The sequence below is a fragment of the Cognatundibacterium luofuense genome, from assembly GCF_018139685.1.
Taxonomy (GTDB): domain Bacteria; phylum Pseudomonadota; class Gammaproteobacteria; order Burkholderiales; family Burkholderiaceae_D; genus Undibacterium; species Undibacterium luofuense.
In genome coordinates, this window is record NZ_JAGSPN010000012.1 from 89,373 (window position 1) to 107,167 (window position 17,795).

A 17,795-nucleotide genomic window follows, 5' to 3' on the forward strand; every position below is an offset into this window, starting at 1 on the left:
GCGCTTTTTTTCAGCCTGTGCAGAATGACGATCTGCATGTATGCCGATGTAAGACTCAGAATTCTTCCCAGTCTCCCGCATCGTCATCTTTGGGTTTGGCGCGGGACGGCGTAGCCGGACGCGGTGCGGGTACGGCTTTTAACGCGGGTTTGCCAGCTGGTTTGCGTGCTGCGGCAGCAGGCGCAGCCTGTGCCACGACCGGACGGCTGGCAGCCGCACTGAATCCTGAAGCAGCTTGCCCGCTGTGCTGATTCACTTTGAAACCATCCACAATGACGGAAAGCGCATGTGCCTGATCCTGCAGCGCAGATGCAGCCGCAGCCGCTTGTTCCACCAGCGCCGCATTTTGCTGCGTGGTTTCATCCATTTGTGTAACTGCCACGTTGATCTGATCAATACCGGCAGTTTGCTCCTGACTGGCAGCAGAAATTTCACTGACCACATCGGACACATGCTGCACGCTCTGCACCACTTCCTGTATCGTGCTGCCCGCCTGACTGACCAGCGTTGTGCCGCGTTGTACCTTGCCTACAGAATCATCAATCAGCACTTTAATTTCTTTGGCAGCCGTTGCGCTGCGTTGTGCCAGGCTGCGTACTTCGGCAGCCACCACTGCGAAGCCGCGACCCTGCTCACCGGCACGTGCCGCTTCCACCGCTGCATTCAGCGCCAGAATATTGGTCTGGAAGGCGATACCGTCGATAACACCAATGATGTCCACAATTTTGCGGGCAGAATCATTGATTTCATTCATGGTTTCCACGACTTCGCCAACCACGGTGCCGCCTTTGCGCGCAGTTTCTGAGGCACTGGTGGCCAGCTGATTGGCCTGACGCGCATTGTCCGCATTTTGTTTAACGGTACTGGTCAGTTCTTCCAGCGACGAAGCGGTTTCTTCGAGTGAGCTGGCCTGACTTTCAGTGCGGGACGACAAATCCATATTGCCGCTGGCAATTTCTGTGGATGCAGCATTGATGCTGTCGGTGCTGGTGCGGACGCTGCCGACCAGTGTGGCCAGCGAGCCGTTCATGGTATTCAGCGAATTGAGTAACTGCCCTACTTCGTCGTTGCTGCTGACGTCGATAGTACGGGTCAGATCACCTTTAGCCACTGTTTCTGCGATATCCACTGCGTAGTCCAGCGATGACACTATTTTACGGATCAGCGTTAAACCCATAAATAAAATGACACAGATACCTAATACAGATACGCCCAGTGCAATCATGGTGGCGTTACTGACGGTACTCCGTGCAGTATCAGCACCTTCTTTGCCAAGTTTGACGTTGTAGTCATAGCTTGCTTTGAATGCCACTGCCATTTTTTCAGGAATGGCCTGATTAGCTAAGATGTAATCTCGGGCTTCGTCCAGTTTGCCTTCTTTGGCCAGACCGACGGTCTTTTTCCGCAGATTAGAAAAATCTTCGTAATTTTTTCGGATATCAGCCAAAAGCTTTTTATCAGTGTCGTCTGATAAATTTTCTTTTTCATAATGGTTCAACGCATCTTCAACAGCTTTATCGTTGTCTGCCATTTTTGCAATGATCTTGTCGCGGGTCGCCGGATCATCCACTGCCATAAACTGCCATACCCGCAACCGGGCGAGTGCACCATTGTTCATTGCATCATTCAAATCAGCCAGGCTCGGTACCGTGTTCTGATTGCCATAATTGGCCGCATCAAACACTTTGTGAATCTGAATCAAACCTGCCGCTGCCACGATCAGCACACTGATCAGACTGGCTGCCATCAGCAGATATAAACGTTTTGCAATAGACATCGTTGTGCTCCCCCGGGTTGTCAGAGCCTGATGCGGGATTATTTTTGTCCGAACTGCAGTCCCATATCAGGTGTTTTCATGAGTAATGCGATATCGATCAGGATCACCATACGCTGATCCAGTGGTGCCAGGCCGCGCAGGAAGCTGGAGTCAATGGTTGATCCCAGTTCCGGTGCCGGTTTGACTTGCTGATCGTTCAGATTAATAACGTCGGAAACGCTGTCGACCACAATACCGACGATGGTGTTTTCAATATGCAGGATGATGACGACGGTGAATGAGTCATAGGTTGGCTCACCCAGTTCAAATTTGATGCGCAGGTCGATGATAGGCACGATAACACCGCGCAGATTCATGACACCTTTCATAAAGTCAGGTGCATTCGCGATGCGGGTCACGGATTCGTAACCACGGATTTCCTGCACCAGCTGGATATCAATACCATATTCTTCCTTACCCAGACGGAAAGCCAGATATTCTGACGTTTTTGAGCTGCCAGCGTGATGGTCGTCGTTGTGAGCGTTAGCGGTGGATGCAGTGCTGTTCAGCATGAAAATTACCTTTTGAATAATCAAATTGAAGGAAAATGCGGGCCGGCCCGACCAGAGTCAGACCACGCAACCATGATAGTGCTGTCAATTCGGAAATGCCAGCCCGTCACAGACTTAGCTTGCTCACAAGCAACGATCCTTACATTCAGGATAGTGCAAAACACACCAATTGATTGCTACCTTCACAAAAGTTCACACTCATTCCGCTTTCCCGCACTTCACGCCGCGAATTCCGCATTTTGTCGCAATGCGGTAGATAGACATCCGGTGCTCCTCTACAGTACAGCTATCCGATCACTCAACAAGGAGAACTGAAATGAAAACCACGACACTGAAATCCCGCCTGATTCTGACAATTGCTGGTTTTGCCGGCCTGATGGCAGTAGCACAAGCATGGAACACGCCGGTACAGACAAACACAGCACCGGTTGCTGATCAGGTTGTCACGGTCACCGCGAAACGCATGAGCACTGAAGAGAAAATCGCGTTTGATACACAAGGTCAGGTGCCACAGCAAGTGGTCATCAGCGCACGCAAACTGACAGAGCAGGAAAAACTGGCATTTGATCAGGCACATCAACCGGAAGTTGCACAGGCATACCGCGCCAATGATCCGAGCTGATGGGGTTTTCTGATGTTAAGAAAACAAATTGATAAGCAGCGCGAAATAAAGATCACCGCCCGGGTAACATGTGCACAGAAGGCAGCGCGGGGGATCAGAACACAATGCTTCGTCAGTGCGGAACATTGCGTTGTGATTCTTCGCCATCCTGCTCCAGTGCATCCATGGCTACCCAGCAGCGGTTCAGCGTCGGATAAGGGCTGAGCTGGAACAGGCATTCTTCACGTTCCATGACACCCGATCCGCACAGCTGATGCATACGCGCCAGTTGCTGTGCCTGATGCAGGCACAGTGATAAGCCTTCCTGCGCGTGATCTGTCGCATCCTGCGCTAACACTGCTTCTGACACATGATCAGGGAAATGCCATTGCTGTCCGATTTGTGCAGACAGTAATGAAGCTTTCTCATTTAACTGATTCAGAAACTGTGCGGAACCCGGCAAGGTAGCGGATACGCCGGTACGGTCAATTGCGCGACAACAGGCGATCAGCCCGACGTTCAGCAGCATCCCTGCCAGAAAGCCATTAAAACTGTCATGCCCCTGCTGGGTGTACAGCAGACTGGTGGCAATGCTGGTACGTTCACTGTGCGCCCAGACCAGCGGAGCCAGCTGACTGGTCAGCAAGCCCTGATCCGACTGAATCAGGGGCCGGAATGCTGTGCGCGCAATCAGAATGCGCAAACCCTGTAAGCCCAGCAAGGTCACGGCTTTATCCAGACTGCGTATCGGTGTCGCCGGACTGTAATAAGACGAATTCACTTCACTGAGCAGCGCGCCGACCAGCACTACATCTTTGGCAATTTGTTGCGCCAGTCCCTGCGCGGTGGCATCGGGATTGCGTAAGTCTTTCAGCAATTGCGGCAGGATTGCCGGCACCCGAGGAATCAGTTCAGAACTCTGGCTGTCGGTCAGCAGCTTATCGATGGCTGCGTTCAGCGTGCGTTCTATATAAGGACTTGGTGGCCCGAGTTTGTCGCCCAACAGCCATTGCTGATAGCGCGCCCGTAAGCGTGGTCCGGCATCCCACTCGAAGCTGACGGTGGGCGTTGCTTCCAGTGTACCCATGACAGTCTGACCGGACTCTGCAGGACCGGAATCTTGCCTGCTTTTTTGCAGGCCGAGTAAGCGTAAGAGCAGAGATTTCAATCGTTCTGGCGGAAAAAAGAAAGAGAACAAACATCCTGTGCCGGTATGTGCCCCGGCATCTCTGCTCACATCTTAGCTGAAAGCCGGAATTCAGGGGTGTGCTTTCTGCATCAGTTCCAGTGACATGATTTGCAGCAGACTGTGTTGCGGGTGGTCGCCGCCAAGCTGCCAGGCCATCGCACCGGCCAGACCCTGTTCACGGATGTAACGCATTTTGCGTTGTACTACTTGCGCACTGTCGTAAGTGACAAAAACACGCCGCTCCGGATGCCAGACCCAGCTGGCCTGACTGTGATCTGAAAAATGCGCTTCATATCCCTGACGGCTGTTGAGTAAATTCACCAGATCGGCGTAATCCGGAATGCGCGGATCGCCGCTGCGCTCGCAACTGACACAGCCGGGCAGCAAATTTTTAGGCCCAGTGTAGTGATCTCCGGCCTGTGTGACGAATGGCTGAAATAAACCACGGTTCGCGCTACCTGTCTGAAAAAATGCGCGGCCATAAAACGGAATACCCATCACCAGTTTACGTGCAGGGGCGCCACCGGTGTGGTATTGCTGAACTGCTGCATCGATTGTCATCGCAAACATCGGCGGGTAAAGCCGGTCTTTCTCTGTATCGCTCAAATCAGCCGGTGCCAGTGCACGCAGCGGATGGTGGAACAGTGCTTCATCTTTTTCTGCGAATAAATGCGCCTGATGATGGGTTTGCTGATCCCAGGGGCCGTGTAAATCATAGGTCATCAGTTGCAGATAATCTGCCTGCTGCGCGATGTCGCGCAGATGTGTGTAAATGCGTGATAAACCGAAAGCAGAACCCGGCACTGCAATGGTGATCTGATACGAAGGCATATTTTGCGCTGGCAGTCTTTCCATTTCCGTACGTACTGTGCGCAACAGTTTCGCAAAGTTCAGACTGTCTTCAGGGCGCGGATATTCCCAGTCGATATCCAGTCCCTGCAAACCGAATTGCCGCACCATGCGCATACAGGATTGAGCAAAGCGGCGACGTCCTTCTTCCGAAGCGGCAGCCTCACGGAAAAATGCAGCTTCCGGGCTGTCATCATTGCTGTGCGCCCAGCCGCCGACCGATAATAAAATCCGCAGCGAAGGATTTTCACGACGTGCTTCCCGCCAGGCTGTCTGTTGTGCTTTCAGATCTTTTGCACTGAGCGCCGTTTCCGTGATGCATTCGCCTTTAGAATTCAGTGTCAGAAATGCCATGTTCAGATGCGTCAGCTGCTTTGCCTGCACGGCACTCAGCCGGAACGCTGGTTTTCCCGGCTCAGGCATCAGCCCGTAAGCCATGACCACATGTTCAGCAGGCGTTTCTGCAGCGAGAGCCGCTGGCATCAGTGGTAAGCAAAACAGCAGGGATAACAGTCGTTTCATAGCGCACAATCCGGTTTCTCAGTGCCGCATATGCTCAACGGCGCCCGGCATGATGGTCAAGACATTTTTCTGCGGCATCAGACCAGCCTCGTCTGACACTCGGCAGCGCTGCATACCAGTGTTGTACCGCAACGGCACTGGTATGGCATACTGCGCCGCTATTGCAGGAGATTGAAGATGAAAACGACTGAAGAACGCCTGATTGATCTGGAGAGTCGCCTGACTTTTCAGGAAGATTTGATTGATACGCTGAACACGACCGTGTTCAGGCAACAGCAGCAGATTGATGAGCTGGAATTACTGTGCACACGCCTTGCGCAGCGTCTGCGTGAGGTGGCTGATCAGGCAGCGTTGCGGCCGGCGATCATTGATGAACGCCCGCCGCATTACTGATCAGAGCGGGTAGCTTATGGCTTAACCGGTGAATAATTAACCGGTGTAAATGCGTAAGCTTTTTTATCCCCGCGCACATAGCCGAGGCCGGGGAAAGATAAGTGCGCTGCACCGATCATGGCGCCGGTACTTGCCGCACTGGCATAGGCTTTTTTGCGTTCAGCCGCAGCTGCTTTATTGTCGCTGTCGAACTGAATGGTGACGGAAGGTTCTGCGAACTGTACTGCCGCCACATGCATCAGATCACCCCAAAGCACCAGTTGCTGATTCTGGCTGCTGATCTGATAAATCGTATGACCGGCAGTATGGCCGTGGCTGGCAATCGCACGGATACCCGGTTGCAATTCCGTATCGCCTTCAAAGGCTTTGAATTTACCCGCCTTCACATACGGGTTCAGCGATGCCATTGCTCCCTGGAAAAAACCTTTGGCATCAGCCGGTGCTTTTTCCATGTTGGCTGTACTGAGCCAGAAGTCCGCATCATGCTGATCTGCCCGTACAACTGCATTCGGGAATACCATGTTGTCGCCACTGGTCAGACCGCCAACGTGGTCAGGATGCATGTGGGTGATATAAATTTCATCGACTTGTTCCGGGCTGTAGCCAGCAGCTTTCAGATTGCTCAGCATTTTTCCCAGTGTCGGGCCGAACAGGTTGCCCGCGCCGGTATCGATCAGCACCAGTTTGTTACCGGTATTAATCAGATAAGCATTGACGCTGGTTTCCAGCGGGCTGTGCTGGTGGGCTTTGTGCAGTGCTTTGCTGACTTTTTCCGCAGTGGTATTGGTCAGTAATTTATCGACCGGTAACTCCACCGTACCATCAGACAGCGCAGTGACTTCAAACTGACCCAGCATGACGCGGTAAAAACCGGGAGCACTGGTTTTGACTTGCGGCGCGGCGGCAAAACTCTGGGTCGCAGGAATGGCCAGCGCAGTCAGCGTGGCAAATAAAACGGAACGCAGGGAGAGTGTGGTTCGCATGAACATTTCCTTTTCTCAGAAAAAACTGAACGGCAAATTATGCGCCGGTTCAGAAAAAACTGCAGATGGCTGAAAAACGTTTGACGTCTGAAGAAGTTTCCACCGGATACGCAGATCTCCCTTATGTTGTACAGGCACATAAAAAAGGGAAGCTACTGAAACAGTGCCTCCCCCGGAAGAATACGAAGTGTGTAAAACAGATAAAAGATATTGTGGTGCCTGTCGTTACAGTTTGAATGCAGAGACAACCCGTGCCAGACCGGCAGCCTGCTCTTCCAGACTTTCTGCCGCAGCCGCAGCCTGCTCAACCAGTGCTGCATTTTGCTGTGTCATTTCATCCATTTGTGTAATCGCGCGGTTCACTTCTTCAATGCCCGCACTTTGCTCCTGTCCTGCGGCAGTGATTTCCGACATGATGTCAGCGACATGGCGGACAGATTTGACGATTTCTTCCATCGTTTGTCCTGCGCCGTTCACCAGTGCGCTACCGGTATCCACCTTATCCACAGATGTATGAATTAAAATCTTAATTTCTTTTGCAGCTGAGGCACTGCGCTGTGCCAGACTACGGACCTCAGAAGCTACCACCGCAAAGCCGCGTCCCTGCTCACCGGCGCGTGCAGCTTCAACGGCAGCATTCAGCGCGAGAATATTGGTCTGAAACGCGATACCGTCAATCACGCTGATGATGTCCACAATTTTGCGCGAGCTCTCTTTGATTTCATTCATCGTTGCCACAACTTTGCCGACTTCTTCACCGCCCTTCACTGCAAACTGTGATGCCGAAGTGACCAGCGTGTTTGCCTGACGTGCATTGTCCGCATTCTGACGCACAGTAGCGGTGATTTGCTCCATTGAACTGGCGGTTTCTTCCAGTGCACCAGCCTGATGTTCGGTGCGTGAAGACAAGTCTGCATTGCCGAGTGAAATTTCGCTGGACGCGGTGGCAATGGCATCAGTACCGGTACGTACTTCGCGGACTATGCGGTACAGGTTGTCATTCATTTCTTTCAGCGCATTCAGCAACTCGCTGATTTCGTCGCGGCCATCACTTTCTTTCAGGTGCGCCAGTTCACCTGCAGCCACTTGCTTTGCAATGCCGACCGCGTCGCGCAAAGGCCGGGTGATACTGCGTGTGACGAATAATGAAAAGGCAGCGCCTGCACCGATAACGATGAGCGACAAAACAATAATGGTGATACTGAGTTTGCGGTCGCTGCTTTCAGCCTGCTCTGCCGCTGCGGCCGTAGCGTGATCCTGCATATCCACCAGCTTGTTCAGTTCCACCAGTGCTTTTTGCTGCAAAGGATCAATTTGTGTTGCGATCAGTTTGACGGCTTCTTCACCATTGAATGAGGATAGCATTTTGAATGCTTCTTTCAGTGGTGCATCGGTTTGCTGGGACAGTGTAACCACTTGCGCGATCAGTGCTTTTTCTTCATCGCTGATATCCAGTTGTTCCAGTTTTTCACGGGCTTCATTGAAACGGCCCTGATAGGTTTTCACCAGATTTTTTTGCTTTTCGATTTCACCGATATCTGATTGCAAGCCGATATTACGGATCGCAAGGCCGCCTTCGAGCAGGCTGGTTTTCATGCTGGCTGCCAGTGCGGTTTTGGTTTTGGAGAGATTCAGGCCCGTCATCATTTGCTGACGGTTACGGGTACTCAGCGTATTGCTGACCAGAATCATGATGAACATGCTGGCAAGAACAACCGCAAATCCGGCAACAAGGCGTGAGCCAATGCGTAACTGACGTAAATTCATACTCAATTCCTCATCAAAGCTGAATCTGGGCGAGTGCACTGAACATACAGGTCAGCAGACACGGTATCTGTCCTGCTTGCAGATGCAGGGCTTCAGGATACCCGCTGCAGCTGGCAGTGTATGCGTGCGCTCGTTATGCGCGAAGCGGGTGGTATCCTCATACTATGTCAATTTGGCAGGTGTGCCTAGTTGTTGCCGAACAACTTATGAGCTTGCAATAAATGTTCACACATTTTTAACGATTGCTTTTTCTTCCGGCTCTAAGCGAATGAAAAAACCTCTGGCAAAAATAGTACTTTAACAAGGGTATTCTGCAATTGCTCGCTTACAATAGGGCCTATATTTTTTTATTTGATACGCTGTTAAAGCTGATGCGTTAACAGCCGTAATTCTTGTGATGAATTCGTCAGGAGGTGCTGTGTCAACATTATTTCGTGTTGCAGCCGGTGTGGCTGTGCTGGGTTTACTGAGCGCCTGTGGCGGTGGTGGTGGCGGAAGTACGACAAGCGCAACGACATCGCCTGTCAGCCTCAATGTTCCGGTGCCGCAAACGGTATCTACCAGTGATGCACTGACGTTTACCGCGAAAGCATCGAGCAGCGCTGGCACCATCACCAAAATGTTCTGGCAGATTGAGACGCAGACGCTGGGCGCGAATCCTTTAACCGGTGTGACCAACGCGGATTGCAAAACCGTGACCACCGACAGTTCCGGTACGACGTGTGCATTGCAGGTGTCGCCACCGGCAACACTGACTGCCGATTACACCTACAAAATCAGCTTTTTTGCGTATGACAGCGCCGGTAACAGCAACACCGGCGCAACCACGCTGAAAGTGCTGCAATCAGCATCAACGACGAATAATCCGGTTGCCAAAACCGGTGCGGATGCCACCGTGACTTCCGGCGATAAAGTCAGTCTGACCTGTGCCGGCAGTGGCGGCACACCGGCCAGTTCCGGCACGTCGTATGCGTATCAGTGGGTGGTCAGCGATGCCGCTGGCCTGACGCTGACACTGGCGAATGCGGGCGCCGCCAGTGCCAGTTTTGTGGCACCGGTGGTCACGCAGGCGACGGCGGTGAAACTGCAATGCCGTGTCACCGATGATAAGCAGCGCACCGGTACTGCGACGCAGACGATTACGATTAATCCGGTGGTGAAACCCACTGTGGTGCCGATCTCTTACAGCGGTGGCACAGTGCAGCCAGGCACGGTAGGCACGCTGGATGGCAGCAAATCGGCGATGTATGACGCCAATGGTAATCTGACCACCGGCACGCTGTATTACCTGTGGCAGTACAAATCCGGCCCGAGCGGCAGCACGCCGCTGAGTGTGAATAATGCAGGCAGCGCCGTTGCCAGTGTGCTGTTCCCGAGTGTGGTGACGACCACGTCGACCTATGTGTTCACGCTGAATGTTTCTACGTCGCCAATCGCACCGGACGGCACATCGAAAGATGTGGTCAAGCAGCTGGATGTCTTGTTTTATGTCAGCGCCCTGCCGCAGATTACGCTGACGCCGGTGCAGCAGATTATCCAGGTGCGTTCCGGTGATGCGGTGCAAATGCAGGTGAATGCCAGCGCATCGAATACAGTGCCGGTGTATTACGCATGGACGCAGATTTCCGGTTCACCGCTGGCGACGCTGGTGGGAGCGAATTCCTCCAAAGCCGGTTTTATTGCACCGGCAGTCAGCGCCACCACCACCATGATGTTCCGCGCCTCGGCGTCGTATCAGCCGGTGACAGTCTCGAATCCGGGTGATGCCAGCGCCGATCTGATCGTTCAGATTCAGCCCTGAGTCTGCATCACTGATACACCAGTAAAAAACACCGGCCTGCGTTTGCAGAGCCGGTGTTTTTGTTTTCGGAAGCCGGAGAAGGTCTGACATTGCCTGAAACCGCCTGAAATTGCCCGAAATGCGGTGTTCAGCATAGCGATCCGGCGGTCGTCGGCAGAAAGTCCGGGCCTCAGAAAATGTCAGATGACGATTTTTGCACAGACGCTGACGCTGATCCGGCCTGGCTGCTCAGCGTGACAGGCGGCGTATGCGGTCACGGGCATGCTGGCGGTGCAGGGTGCGGGTCGCGACGAAGATTTCCCGCATGAAGTAAATAAAGCTGCCGATCAGCGATAACACACCGCAGACGAACAGCGACGCAATCCATTTATCCAGCCCCAGGCCGGTGGCATCACCCATGAACAGCAGTGCAATGACCAGACAGACAAACAACCCGCAACTGGTGCTTAAGGTAATCGCGCGGTTAATCAGGTAGGAGCGCTGATACAGCTCATCCAGTTCCGCTTCGAGGTTGTCGCGATCACTCGGGTTGTCTTCATCCAGCAAAGATTCCACCGCCCGCGCACGGTCAATAATGCGTGCCAGACGGCTGGTTAACACCGATAACTTGGTACCGACGCCGGTGAGCAGAAATACCGGTGCAATCGACAATTGAATAATGTGACTGACATCACCAAGCTGCAGGTTGATCATGCGAATTCCTTTTTTGTACTTTTACTTGCTTTCAACAATGCCGTTGCCTGTCAGGCAAAACGGCGAACGGTATTCACCATAACGTAAAGCAAGTTGGCATTCAAGCACATGTCTGTGCGGCAGACCTTAAAAAGGCAGCAGAAACCGCAGATTTTGCAGCAGGAAAAGAGATCAGACTGTGTGGCGTGGCAGGGTCAGCCGGACTTCGAGTCCGCCGCCTTCCAGATTTTTCAGACGCAACTGACCACCATGCTGCTGGGTGATGTTTTGTGCAATCGTCAGCCCCAGACCGGTGCCGCCGGAATCGCGCGAACGTGAAGATTCCAGCCGGAAGAAAGGTTCCAGCACTTGTTGCAGGTATTCGGTGGGAATGCCGGGGCCCTGATCACGGACATAAATATGTACCAGATGCGCTTCCGCCTGCTCACCGGCTTTCAGGCGCACAAATGCAGACTGGCCGTATTTCACTGCGTTATCCACCAGATTGGTCAGGCAGCGGCGCAAGGCTTGCGGTCTGCCCATAACCTGCAAGCCGGACTGACCTTCAAACCGTACAGTTTGTCCGGCATCGTGCGCATCTTCGCAAATACTGTGCAGTAAAGATTCCAGATCGACCTGCACCACGGGTTCTGATGAATCCATACTGCGCGCCAGATCCAGCCCTTCGCGTATCATCATTTGCATGGCCGATAAATCGCCGATCAGCTTTTCACGTAATTCCGTGTCCTGCACTTTTTCCAGCCGCAGACGCAGGCGCGTGACCGGTGTTTGCAAATCATGCGTAATCGCCGCCAGCATATTGGTGCGCTGACTGATGTGCTGACGGATACGCGCCTGCATCGCATTCAGTGCATGAGTGGCCTGACGAATTTCGATACTGCCCTGTTCTTTGACCGGCGGACGGTTGATATCCAGCCCGAGTTCCGCAGCCGATTGCGCCAGATGCTGCAGCGGACGCATCGTCATTTTCGCAATCAGATAAGCCAGCACGCCGATACACACCAGCAGCAGCATCAGGATTTGCATGAAGTCCTGACGGAACGGTGGCAACGGCGAGCGCGGTGGTAAAACAGTCATGCGTAAGTTCGTGCCATCGTGCAGGCTGATGCCGAGCACTTCGCAGTTTTTGCCTTCTGCTGAAGGCGGACACAGCATATGGTCATTGTCACTCAGAGAGACCACGCGGAAGCGTTTGCCGAGGCGCTGGCTGACTGCGCGGGCATAATCTGAATGGGCGTTGCTATTACCGGCGACCAGTGGCAGCGGCGTTACTTCCAGCCCGAGCTTGGGTGCAGTCGCCAGAAACTGAGCGCGGTTATCGGCAGGCAAAACATCGAGCGCGCGAACTAGTTGTTCAATGCGGTCTATCGCATGATTTTCACGGAACTGGGTCAGGGTTTTTTCACGTTCACCGAACGCCAGCCAGCCGGTCAGTCCGGCGCTCAGCACAACGCCGAGCAGAAGCAGGGAAAATACCCTGCCCCACATTGAGGAAAGAACCGGAATACTCACTCGTCCGTGCTGACGATGACGGACAGCACATAGCCACCGTTACGTACAGTCTTAATAATTTGCGGAGAACGTGCATCTTCTCCCAGCTTTTGCCGCAGACGGCTGATCTGAATATCAATCGAACGATCAAACGGATCAGCGTCGCGGCCATGTGTCATGTTCAGCAACTGATCGCGGTTCAGAATCTGGTTCGGATGCTCAAGGAAAATCGTCAGCATTTTGTATTCCGCGCCGGACAGCGACACGATGGTGTTGTCCGGGCTGACCAGATGGCGGGCAGTGGTATCGAGCACCCAGTCACCAAAGCGGAATTTACGCGCTTGTCCGGTTTCCGGGCTCTTGGTGGCTTGCGTACGACGCAACACGCTGCGGATGCGGGCCAGCAATTCACGCGGTTCAAACGGCTTCGGCACATAATCATCCGCACCCATTTCCAGACCGAGAATGCGGTCCAGCGGTTCGGAACGTGCGGTCAGCATAATCACCGGTGTCGCGGATTTTCCGCGCAAGGTACGGCACAGACTCAGACCGTCTTCACCCGGTAAATTCAGATCCAGTACGATCAGTGCAAAATTCTGTTGCTGCAGCGCAGCCCACATGGCTTTGCCATCGGCTGCGGTGGTCGCTTTAAAACCATTTCCGTCCAGATATTCTCCGAGCAGGGAGCGAATATCGCGATCGTCATCAACGATCAGAATGTGTGTAGAAGTATCCATGCAATTATTATGCGTTGGCAGCAGGCGGTTAAGTGGGGCGGTTTGTATCGCTTTGTTATGATAACGCGTTGTCAGGAAAACTGTGAAACATGGCATTCCGCAAGCACAGTCTGCCTGTTACTTAGGGATACAATGTCCTGCATAAATGATATGTTCCGGCGCGATAAAAAAGGCAAACTTCATCCTGTCGCAGCGAACATGGCCTGATACCGGAAAACGCCGCGCAGAAGGATACAGTTTCTGACAGCCCGGTTTGTGCCGGCGTGTATTGAGGAGTGAGGATTATGAAACGTCACCAGCAATGGATTATCAGCGGCCTGCTGGCCGCAGTCTGCAGCAGCGCAGCATGGGCACAAACGCCACCGCCACCACCGCCGGCTGAACCGGGTCATCCGCATCATCCTGCGGGTCAAATGGATATGGAAAAATGGCACGAAAAAGCGCGTGAGCGTATGGCAAAGCGTCAGGCTGAATTACATGATCAGCTGAAAATCACCGCTGCGCAGGAAGGTGTCTGGAAAACATTTATCCAGAGTATGGAACCAAAAATGCCACCGAAACCGCGTGATCCGCATGAAATGGATAAGCTGAATGCGGTCGAGCGTATGGAAAAAAATCTCGACGGTATGCGTGAACATCAGGCGCAGATGCAAACCCGTCTGACGGCAATGAAAAATCTGTATGCAGCACTGAATCCTGAGCAGCAGAAAATTTTTGATGAACAGCACAAGCGCATCAAAAAAGAAATGCAGGACCGTATGGCAAAACAGATGATGCGTCGCGACCCCCCTGCGCCGGATCGTCCGTAATGTCTGACCATGGCTTCCCGTGGTTTCAGCCGCGGGAAGCTATCCATTGCATCAGATCGGTTTCTAGCATCGGCATTCCGATAAAGTAGCCCTGCCCTTCCTGACAACCTGCCGCGCGCAGATAATCCCAGTGCTTCTGACTTTCTATGCCCTCGGCAATGACCGCCAGATTCAGCTTTTTCCCCAGTTGTATGATCAGTTCTGCGATACGCGGTCCGGCAGCGCTGTCGATTTGCGTGACAAAGGCGCGGTCAATTTTCAGCCGGTCGGCCGGTAATTTGTCCAGATAACTGAGTGAAGAAAAGCCGGTACCGAAATCATCAATGGCAATGCTGACGCCGAGTTGTTTGAGTTCAGCCAGACGCTGTTCAAACAATGCACTGCCTGTCATCGTGACGGATTCTGTGATTTCGAGTTCCAGGCAGGCTGGTTCCAGTCCGCTGTCCCGCAAAGCTTTACGCACAGTCGCCACAAAATCATCCTGTCTGAACTGTACTGCGGAAACATTGACTCCCATTCTTTTTGGTGCGCGCTGCTGTTTTTTCAGTTGCGCCATGAAAAAGCAGGCTGTGCGCATAACCCATGCACCGAGACTGACAATCAGCCCGGAATACTCGGCTAAGGGAATAAATTCAACCGGCGGTATCATTGTGCCGTTATCGCTGCGCCAGCGTATCAGCGCTTCCAGTCCGGTGAACTGGCCTGTATTCAGGTCGATTTGCGGCTGGTACATCAGGAACAGCCGTTCCGCATCGAAGGCTTTGTGTAAGTGCTGCATCAGCGTGGCACGTTCACGGATTTCGGTTCCCATTTGCCGTGTGAATACGGTGTAGCTGCCGCGCTGCGTGGATTTGCTGCGCTTCAGCGCAATACTCGCATCTTTCAACACATCGGCACCACCGGTACTGCCTTCGTAAAGGCTGACCATGCCGATGGAGCAGGTGACGGTATGCTGGGTTTCTTCGATCGGAAACGGCTGGGTAAATAAGTGACGCAGATTTTCCGGTTGCAGCAAATCCGCAGGCCCCAGTAAACCGAATACGTCGCCGGAAATGCGCGCCAGAAAGACTTGTTCACCCAGTTCATTACCTAATCTGCGTGCAATGGATTGCAGCAGCAAATCGCCATAATGATGACCGAGTACATCATTCATTTCAGCGAAATCATCAATATCCAGCAGGGCAACGACCAGATCCGGCAAACCTTCGCTGAGTACGGTATCAATCTGTTCAATAAAGCGCAGCCGGTTTGGCAAGCTCAGTAACTGATCACGGTAAGCATGGTTTTTCAGCTGACTGACCAGATTCAGATTATCGAGACAGACACCGAGGTTGGAACAGAAGACTTCCAGCAGATTACGGTTAATTTCGGACAGCGCAAACGGCAGATCAATATAGGCTGCCAGCGGACGGTTACCGCGCCCTGCAAAATACAGGGTCATGTTTTTTTCCTGATACAGCGGCTCCCGTCTGGTCAGCACATGCAGCAAGGCTTCGCGAATCACGGGGTTGCTGATATCGGTAATGCTTTTATGCATCAGGTCGCGGTATTGTCCTGCGGATGCAATCACATTGAATTGCTGCTCCTGTGCGCCATCAGCGCTTTCTCCCTGCGCGCACAGCAAGCCTTCCGGTGGTACACCGCACAGTGCAGAAATCTGGGTGATCACTCCGGCTGCGAAGGCTTGAATGCCGTGGTCGAACGTGAATGATGCACTGGATTCGATGATCTGATGCAGGCCACGGCGGCTGGCATCAATAGTGCGGATCTGATCGTAAGAGCGTATCGCTGCCGTTAATGAGGTCAGCAGCTTTTTGCGTGTCAGCTCACTCTTGGTTTTGTAATCATTGATATCGAAGTCGCGGATCGCATCTTCTTCGGGCGCATAACCGGGTTGCCCGGTGCGTAAGATGATGCGGGTATCGGTCCAGCGTAATTCATCACGGATAAAGCTGACCAGTTCCAGGCCCGCATGTTCAGTTTCCATCACCACATCCAGCAGAATCACGGCGACATCGTTCAGCGACGGGAATAACTGGCGGGTTTCGGCTTTGGAGTAAGTGTGAATAAATTCCAGCGGCCGGTTCAGGATGGTGGTTTGTTGCAGCGCGAAGCGGGTCGATCGGTGGACATCTTCATCGTCATCCACAATTGCGATTTTCCACGGCGGCAAGCCGGAATGTTGCGCCGCATCCGGCTGATTATCGTCATCGTCGTCAATAAACAGCGTGTCATCTTCTTGCTCAGCCATCTTACCTCCGGTAATGAACTGCACCAGGAATCTTGCTCCCAGTATAACCGAAGGTCAGAGGCTGTCATTCCGGAAAACACGGTGCGCGGGCACCGTTGTTGTTTATCCGAAATGTTGTTGTGCCTGACGTGCCAGACCCGCGCCGATACTGCCGAACAAATCACCTTCCACCGCACGCGCCTGCGGCACCAGTGCATGAATATGACGACGCAAACCGTGTACTCCGCTGGCGCCGCCGGTGAAGTACACCGTGTCGACTTGTTCAGCACGCACGCCGGCTTGCTGAATCACCGTGTCGACTGCGGCAGCGATCTGGTTGCACAATGTCAGCGTGCTCAGATCAAAACCTTCGCGGTTCAGGTTCAGTGCCGGTGCACTGGTTTCCTGCGGCAACTTCAGACGGTCCAGTGCTAATGCCAGACTTTCCTGTTCAGACAAAGCAATTTTGCTGTGTTCCGCCTGAATCGCCAGCCAGTGACCATCGCGGTATTCCACCAGTTGCAGTAAACGCGCAAACGCTTGTTTATCGGGGCCAGCGGCCAGATCACGCGCCACATCCTGCAGTTCGCGCCAGACTTTCTGGGTGTAGGCCAGATTAATCGTATGCCAGGTCGCCAGATTAAAATAATAAGCGGACGGAATCGAATTGCCGTTGGCCAGTTGTCCGCCGTAACCGAGCATCGGCATCAGGTGCGCCAGACTTAAGGTTTTATCAAAATCCGTACCGCCCAGATGGACACCGGCATTCGCCAGAATATCCTGCGAGCGGTCTTCACGCTTTGCCGCTTCCGGTGATAAACGGATCAGTGAAAAGTCCGAAGTACCACCGCCGATATCCGCCACCAGCACCAGTTCTTCTTTGCTGATACCGGCTTCGTAATCCAGCGCAGCAGCAATCGGCTCAAACTGAAATAAGACTTCCTGAAAACCGGCTGCGCGTGCGATGTCTGCCAGCGTATCCTGTGCCAGCTGATCAGCTTTGCTGTCATCATCAATAAAATGCACAGGACGACCAAACACCGCATGCGTCAGCGACTGGCCGCTGGCGCGTTCTGCACGCTGACGTAATTCATGAATAAACTGACTGAGCAGCGCACGGAAAGGCAAAGCCCTGCCCTGCACTTCCGTCTGACCTTCAATTAAAGGCGTACCGAGCAGGCTTTTCATCGAACGCATTAAGCGTCCTTCATCACCGCTCAGATAACCGGCCAGCGCCGCACGGCCATAGCTGACCTGATCTTCATCCGCATTAAAAAAAACGGCAGATGGCAGGGTTTGCTTATCCTGCTCCAGCGGCAGCAAATGCGCTGCCGTGCCGCGCATCACGCCGACGGTTGAGTTAGAGGTACCGAAATCCACACCACAGGCATGCACCATGTTT

The 17,795-nt window shown here is 53.1% G+C and carries 15 protein-coding genes; 4 read left to right on the plus strand and 11 right to left on the minus strand.

Features of this window, described 5'->3' with window-relative positions; all coding sequences use genetic code 11:
• Window positions 1-55: 55 nt before the first annotated feature.
• Both KDM89_RS22870 and KDM89_RS15265 read right to left on the minus strand, forming a co-directional pair.
• Window positions 56-1,777 (minus strand): methyl-accepting chemotaxis protein, encoded by a 1,722-nt coding sequence (locus tag KDM89_RS22870; RefSeq protein WP_212688779.1) that lies wholly within the window; start codon window positions 1,775-1,777, stop codon window positions 56-58.
• Window positions 1,778-1,815: 38 nt separating this feature from the next.
• Window positions 1,816-2,328 (minus strand): chemotaxis protein CheW, encoded by a 513-nt coding sequence (locus KDM89_RS15265; protein ID WP_212688780.1) that lies wholly within the window; start codon window positions 2,326-2,328, stop codon window positions 1,816-1,818.
• 316 nt (window positions 2,329-2,644) lie between these two features.
• On the opposite strand from KDM89_RS15265, the gene KDM89_RS15270 reads away from it, so the two are divergent.
• Window positions 2,645-2,950: a hypothetical protein gene (locus KDM89_RS15270; protein ID WP_212688781.1), complete on the plus strand. Its 306-nt coding sequence runs from the start codon at window positions 2,645-2,647 to the stop codon at window positions 2,948-2,950.
• Between the two features lie 112 nt (window positions 2,951-3,062).
• On the opposite strand, the gene KDM89_RS15275 is transcribed toward KDM89_RS15270, so the two are convergent.
• A complete protein-coding gene (locus KDM89_RS15275; RefSeq protein WP_212688782.1) occupies window positions 3,063-4,097 on the minus strand; it encodes an HDOD domain-containing protein in 1,035 nt (344 codons plus the stop codon).
• A 90-nt stretch (window positions 4,098-4,187) separates the two neighbouring features.
• The gene (locus KDM89_RS15280) at window positions 4,188-5,489 is read right to left on the minus strand and encodes a glycoside hydrolase family 18 protein (RefSeq protein ID WP_212688783.1); all 1,302 of its coding nucleotides are present in this window, start codon (window positions 5,487-5,489) and stop codon (window positions 4,188-4,190) included.
• Between the two features lie 177 nt (window positions 5,490-5,666).
• Here KDM89_RS15280 and KDM89_RS15285 point away from each other — a divergent pair, with 177 nt between their 5' ends.
• Window positions 5,667-5,882, plus strand: a complete 216-nt coding sequence (locus KDM89_RS15285) for a SlyX family protein (RefSeq protein ID WP_212688784.1) — start codon at window positions 5,667-5,669, stop codon at window positions 5,880-5,882.
• 14 nt (window positions 5,883-5,896) lie between these two features.
• On the opposite strand, the gene KDM89_RS15290 is transcribed toward KDM89_RS15285, so the two are convergent.
• Both KDM89_RS15290 and KDM89_RS22875 read right to left on the minus strand, forming a co-directional pair.
• Window positions 5,897-6,865, minus strand: coding sequence for an MBL fold metallo-hydrolase (locus KDM89_RS15290; RefSeq protein ID WP_212688785.1), 969 nt, complete (start codon window positions 6,863-6,865; stop codon window positions 5,897-5,899).
• Between the two features lie 225 nt (window positions 6,866-7,090).
• On the minus strand, window positions 7,091-8,632 hold the full coding sequence (locus KDM89_RS22875; protein ID WP_329604677.1) for a methyl-accepting chemotaxis protein: 1,542 nt from the start codon (window positions 8,630-8,632) through the stop codon (window positions 7,091-7,093).
• Window positions 8,633-9,050: 418 nt separating this feature from the next.
• Here KDM89_RS22875 and KDM89_RS15300 point away from each other — a divergent pair, with 418 nt between their 5' ends.
• Complete coding sequence (locus tag KDM89_RS15300) at window positions 9,051-10,433, plus strand: hypothetical protein (protein WP_212688786.1); 1,383 nt, start codon at window positions 9,051-9,053, stop codon at window positions 10,431-10,433.
• 228 nt (window positions 10,434-10,661) lie between these two features.
• Here KDM89_RS15300 and KDM89_RS15305 read toward each other — a convergent pair whose 3' ends face one another.
• The 3 genes from KDM89_RS15305 to KDM89_RS15315 all read right to left on the minus strand — a co-directional run bounded on the left by KDM89_RS15305 (window position 10,662) and on the right by KDM89_RS15315 (window position 13,354).
• Window positions 10,662-11,126 (minus strand): DUF2721 domain-containing protein, encoded by a 465-nt coding sequence (locus KDM89_RS15305; RefSeq protein WP_230427898.1) that lies wholly within the window; start codon window positions 11,124-11,126, stop codon window positions 10,662-10,664.
• 171 nt (window positions 11,127-11,297) lie between these two features.
• Entirely contained in the window at window positions 11,298-12,638 is a 1,341-nt protein-coding gene (locus tag KDM89_RS15310; protein ID WP_329604678.1) for an ATP-binding protein, read from the minus strand.
• Window positions 12,635-13,354, minus strand: coding sequence for a response regulator (locus KDM89_RS15315; protein ID WP_212688787.1), 720 nt, complete (start codon window positions 13,352-13,354; stop codon window positions 12,635-12,637). The genes KDM89_RS15310 and KDM89_RS15315 overlap by 4 nt, the downstream gene beginning before the upstream one ends.
• A 284-nt stretch (window positions 13,355-13,638) precedes the next feature.
• On the opposite strand from KDM89_RS15315, the gene KDM89_RS15320 reads away from it, so the two are divergent.
• Complete coding sequence (locus KDM89_RS15320; protein WP_212688788.1) at window positions 13,639-14,163, plus strand: Spy/CpxP family protein refolding chaperone; 525 nt, start codon at window positions 13,639-13,641, stop codon at window positions 14,161-14,163.
• 25 nt (window positions 14,164-14,188) lie between these two features.
• Here the strand turns inward: KDM89_RS15320 and KDM89_RS15325 are convergent, their stop codons facing one another.
• Window positions 14,189-16,414 (minus strand): bifunctional diguanylate cyclase/phosphodiesterase, encoded by a 2,226-nt coding sequence (locus tag KDM89_RS15325; protein ID WP_212688789.1) that lies wholly within the window; start codon window positions 16,412-16,414, stop codon window positions 14,189-14,191.
• Between the two features lie 102 nt (window positions 16,415-16,516).
• Window positions 16,517-17,791 (minus strand): Hsp70 family protein, encoded by a 1,275-nt coding sequence (locus tag KDM89_RS15330; RefSeq protein WP_212688790.1) that lies wholly within the window; start codon window positions 17,789-17,791, stop codon window positions 16,517-16,519.
• Between the last annotated feature and the right edge of the window lie 4 nt (window positions 17,792-17,795).

Excerpts from the sequence above, each read along its gene's own strand:
- KDM89_RS22870 (WP_212688779.1), bottom strand. The coding sequence starts at position 1,777 with ATGTCTATTGCAAAACGTTTATATCTGCTGATGGCAGCCAGTCTGATC.
- KDM89_RS15265 (WP_212688780.1), bottom strand. The coding sequence starts at position 2,328 with ATGCTGAACAGCACTGCATCCACCGCTAACGCTCACAACGACGACCAT.
- KDM89_RS15270 (WP_212688781.1), top strand. The coding sequence starts at position 2,645 with ATGAAAACCACGACACTGAAATCCCGCCTGATTCTGACAATTGCTGGT.
- KDM89_RS15280 (WP_212688783.1), bottom strand. The coding sequence starts at position 5,489 with ATGAAACGACTGTTATCCCTGCTGTTTTGCTTACCACTGATGCCAGCG.
- KDM89_RS15285 (WP_212688784.1), top strand. The coding sequence starts at position 5,667 with ATGAAAACGACTGAAGAACGCCTGATTGATCTGGAGAGTCGCCTGACT.
- KDM89_RS15290 (WP_212688785.1), bottom strand. The coding sequence starts at position 6,865 with ATGCGAACCACACTCTCCCTGCGTTCCGTTTTATTTGCCACGCTGACT.
- KDM89_RS22875 (WP_329604677.1), bottom strand. The coding sequence starts at position 8,632 with ATGAATTTACGTCAGTTACGCATTGGCTCACGCCTTGTTGCCGGATTT.
- KDM89_RS15305 (WP_230427898.1), bottom strand. The coding sequence starts at position 11,126 with ATGATCAACCTGCAGCTTGGTGATGTCAGTCACATTATTCAATTGTCG.
- KDM89_RS15315 (WP_212688787.1), bottom strand. The coding sequence starts at position 13,354 with ATGGATACTTCTACACACATTCTGATCGTTGATGACGATCGCGATATT.
- KDM89_RS15320 (WP_212688788.1), top strand. The coding sequence starts at position 13,639 with ATGAAACGTCACCAGCAATGGATTATCAGCGGCCTGCTGGCCGCAGTC.
- KDM89_RS15325 (WP_212688789.1), bottom strand. The coding sequence starts at position 16,414 with ATGGCTGAGCAAGAAGATGACACGCTGTTTATTGACGACGATGACGAT.
- KDM89_RS15330 (WP_212688790.1), bottom strand. The coding sequence starts at position 17,791 with ATGGTGCATGCCTGTGGTGTGGATTTCGGTACCTCTAACTCAACCGTC.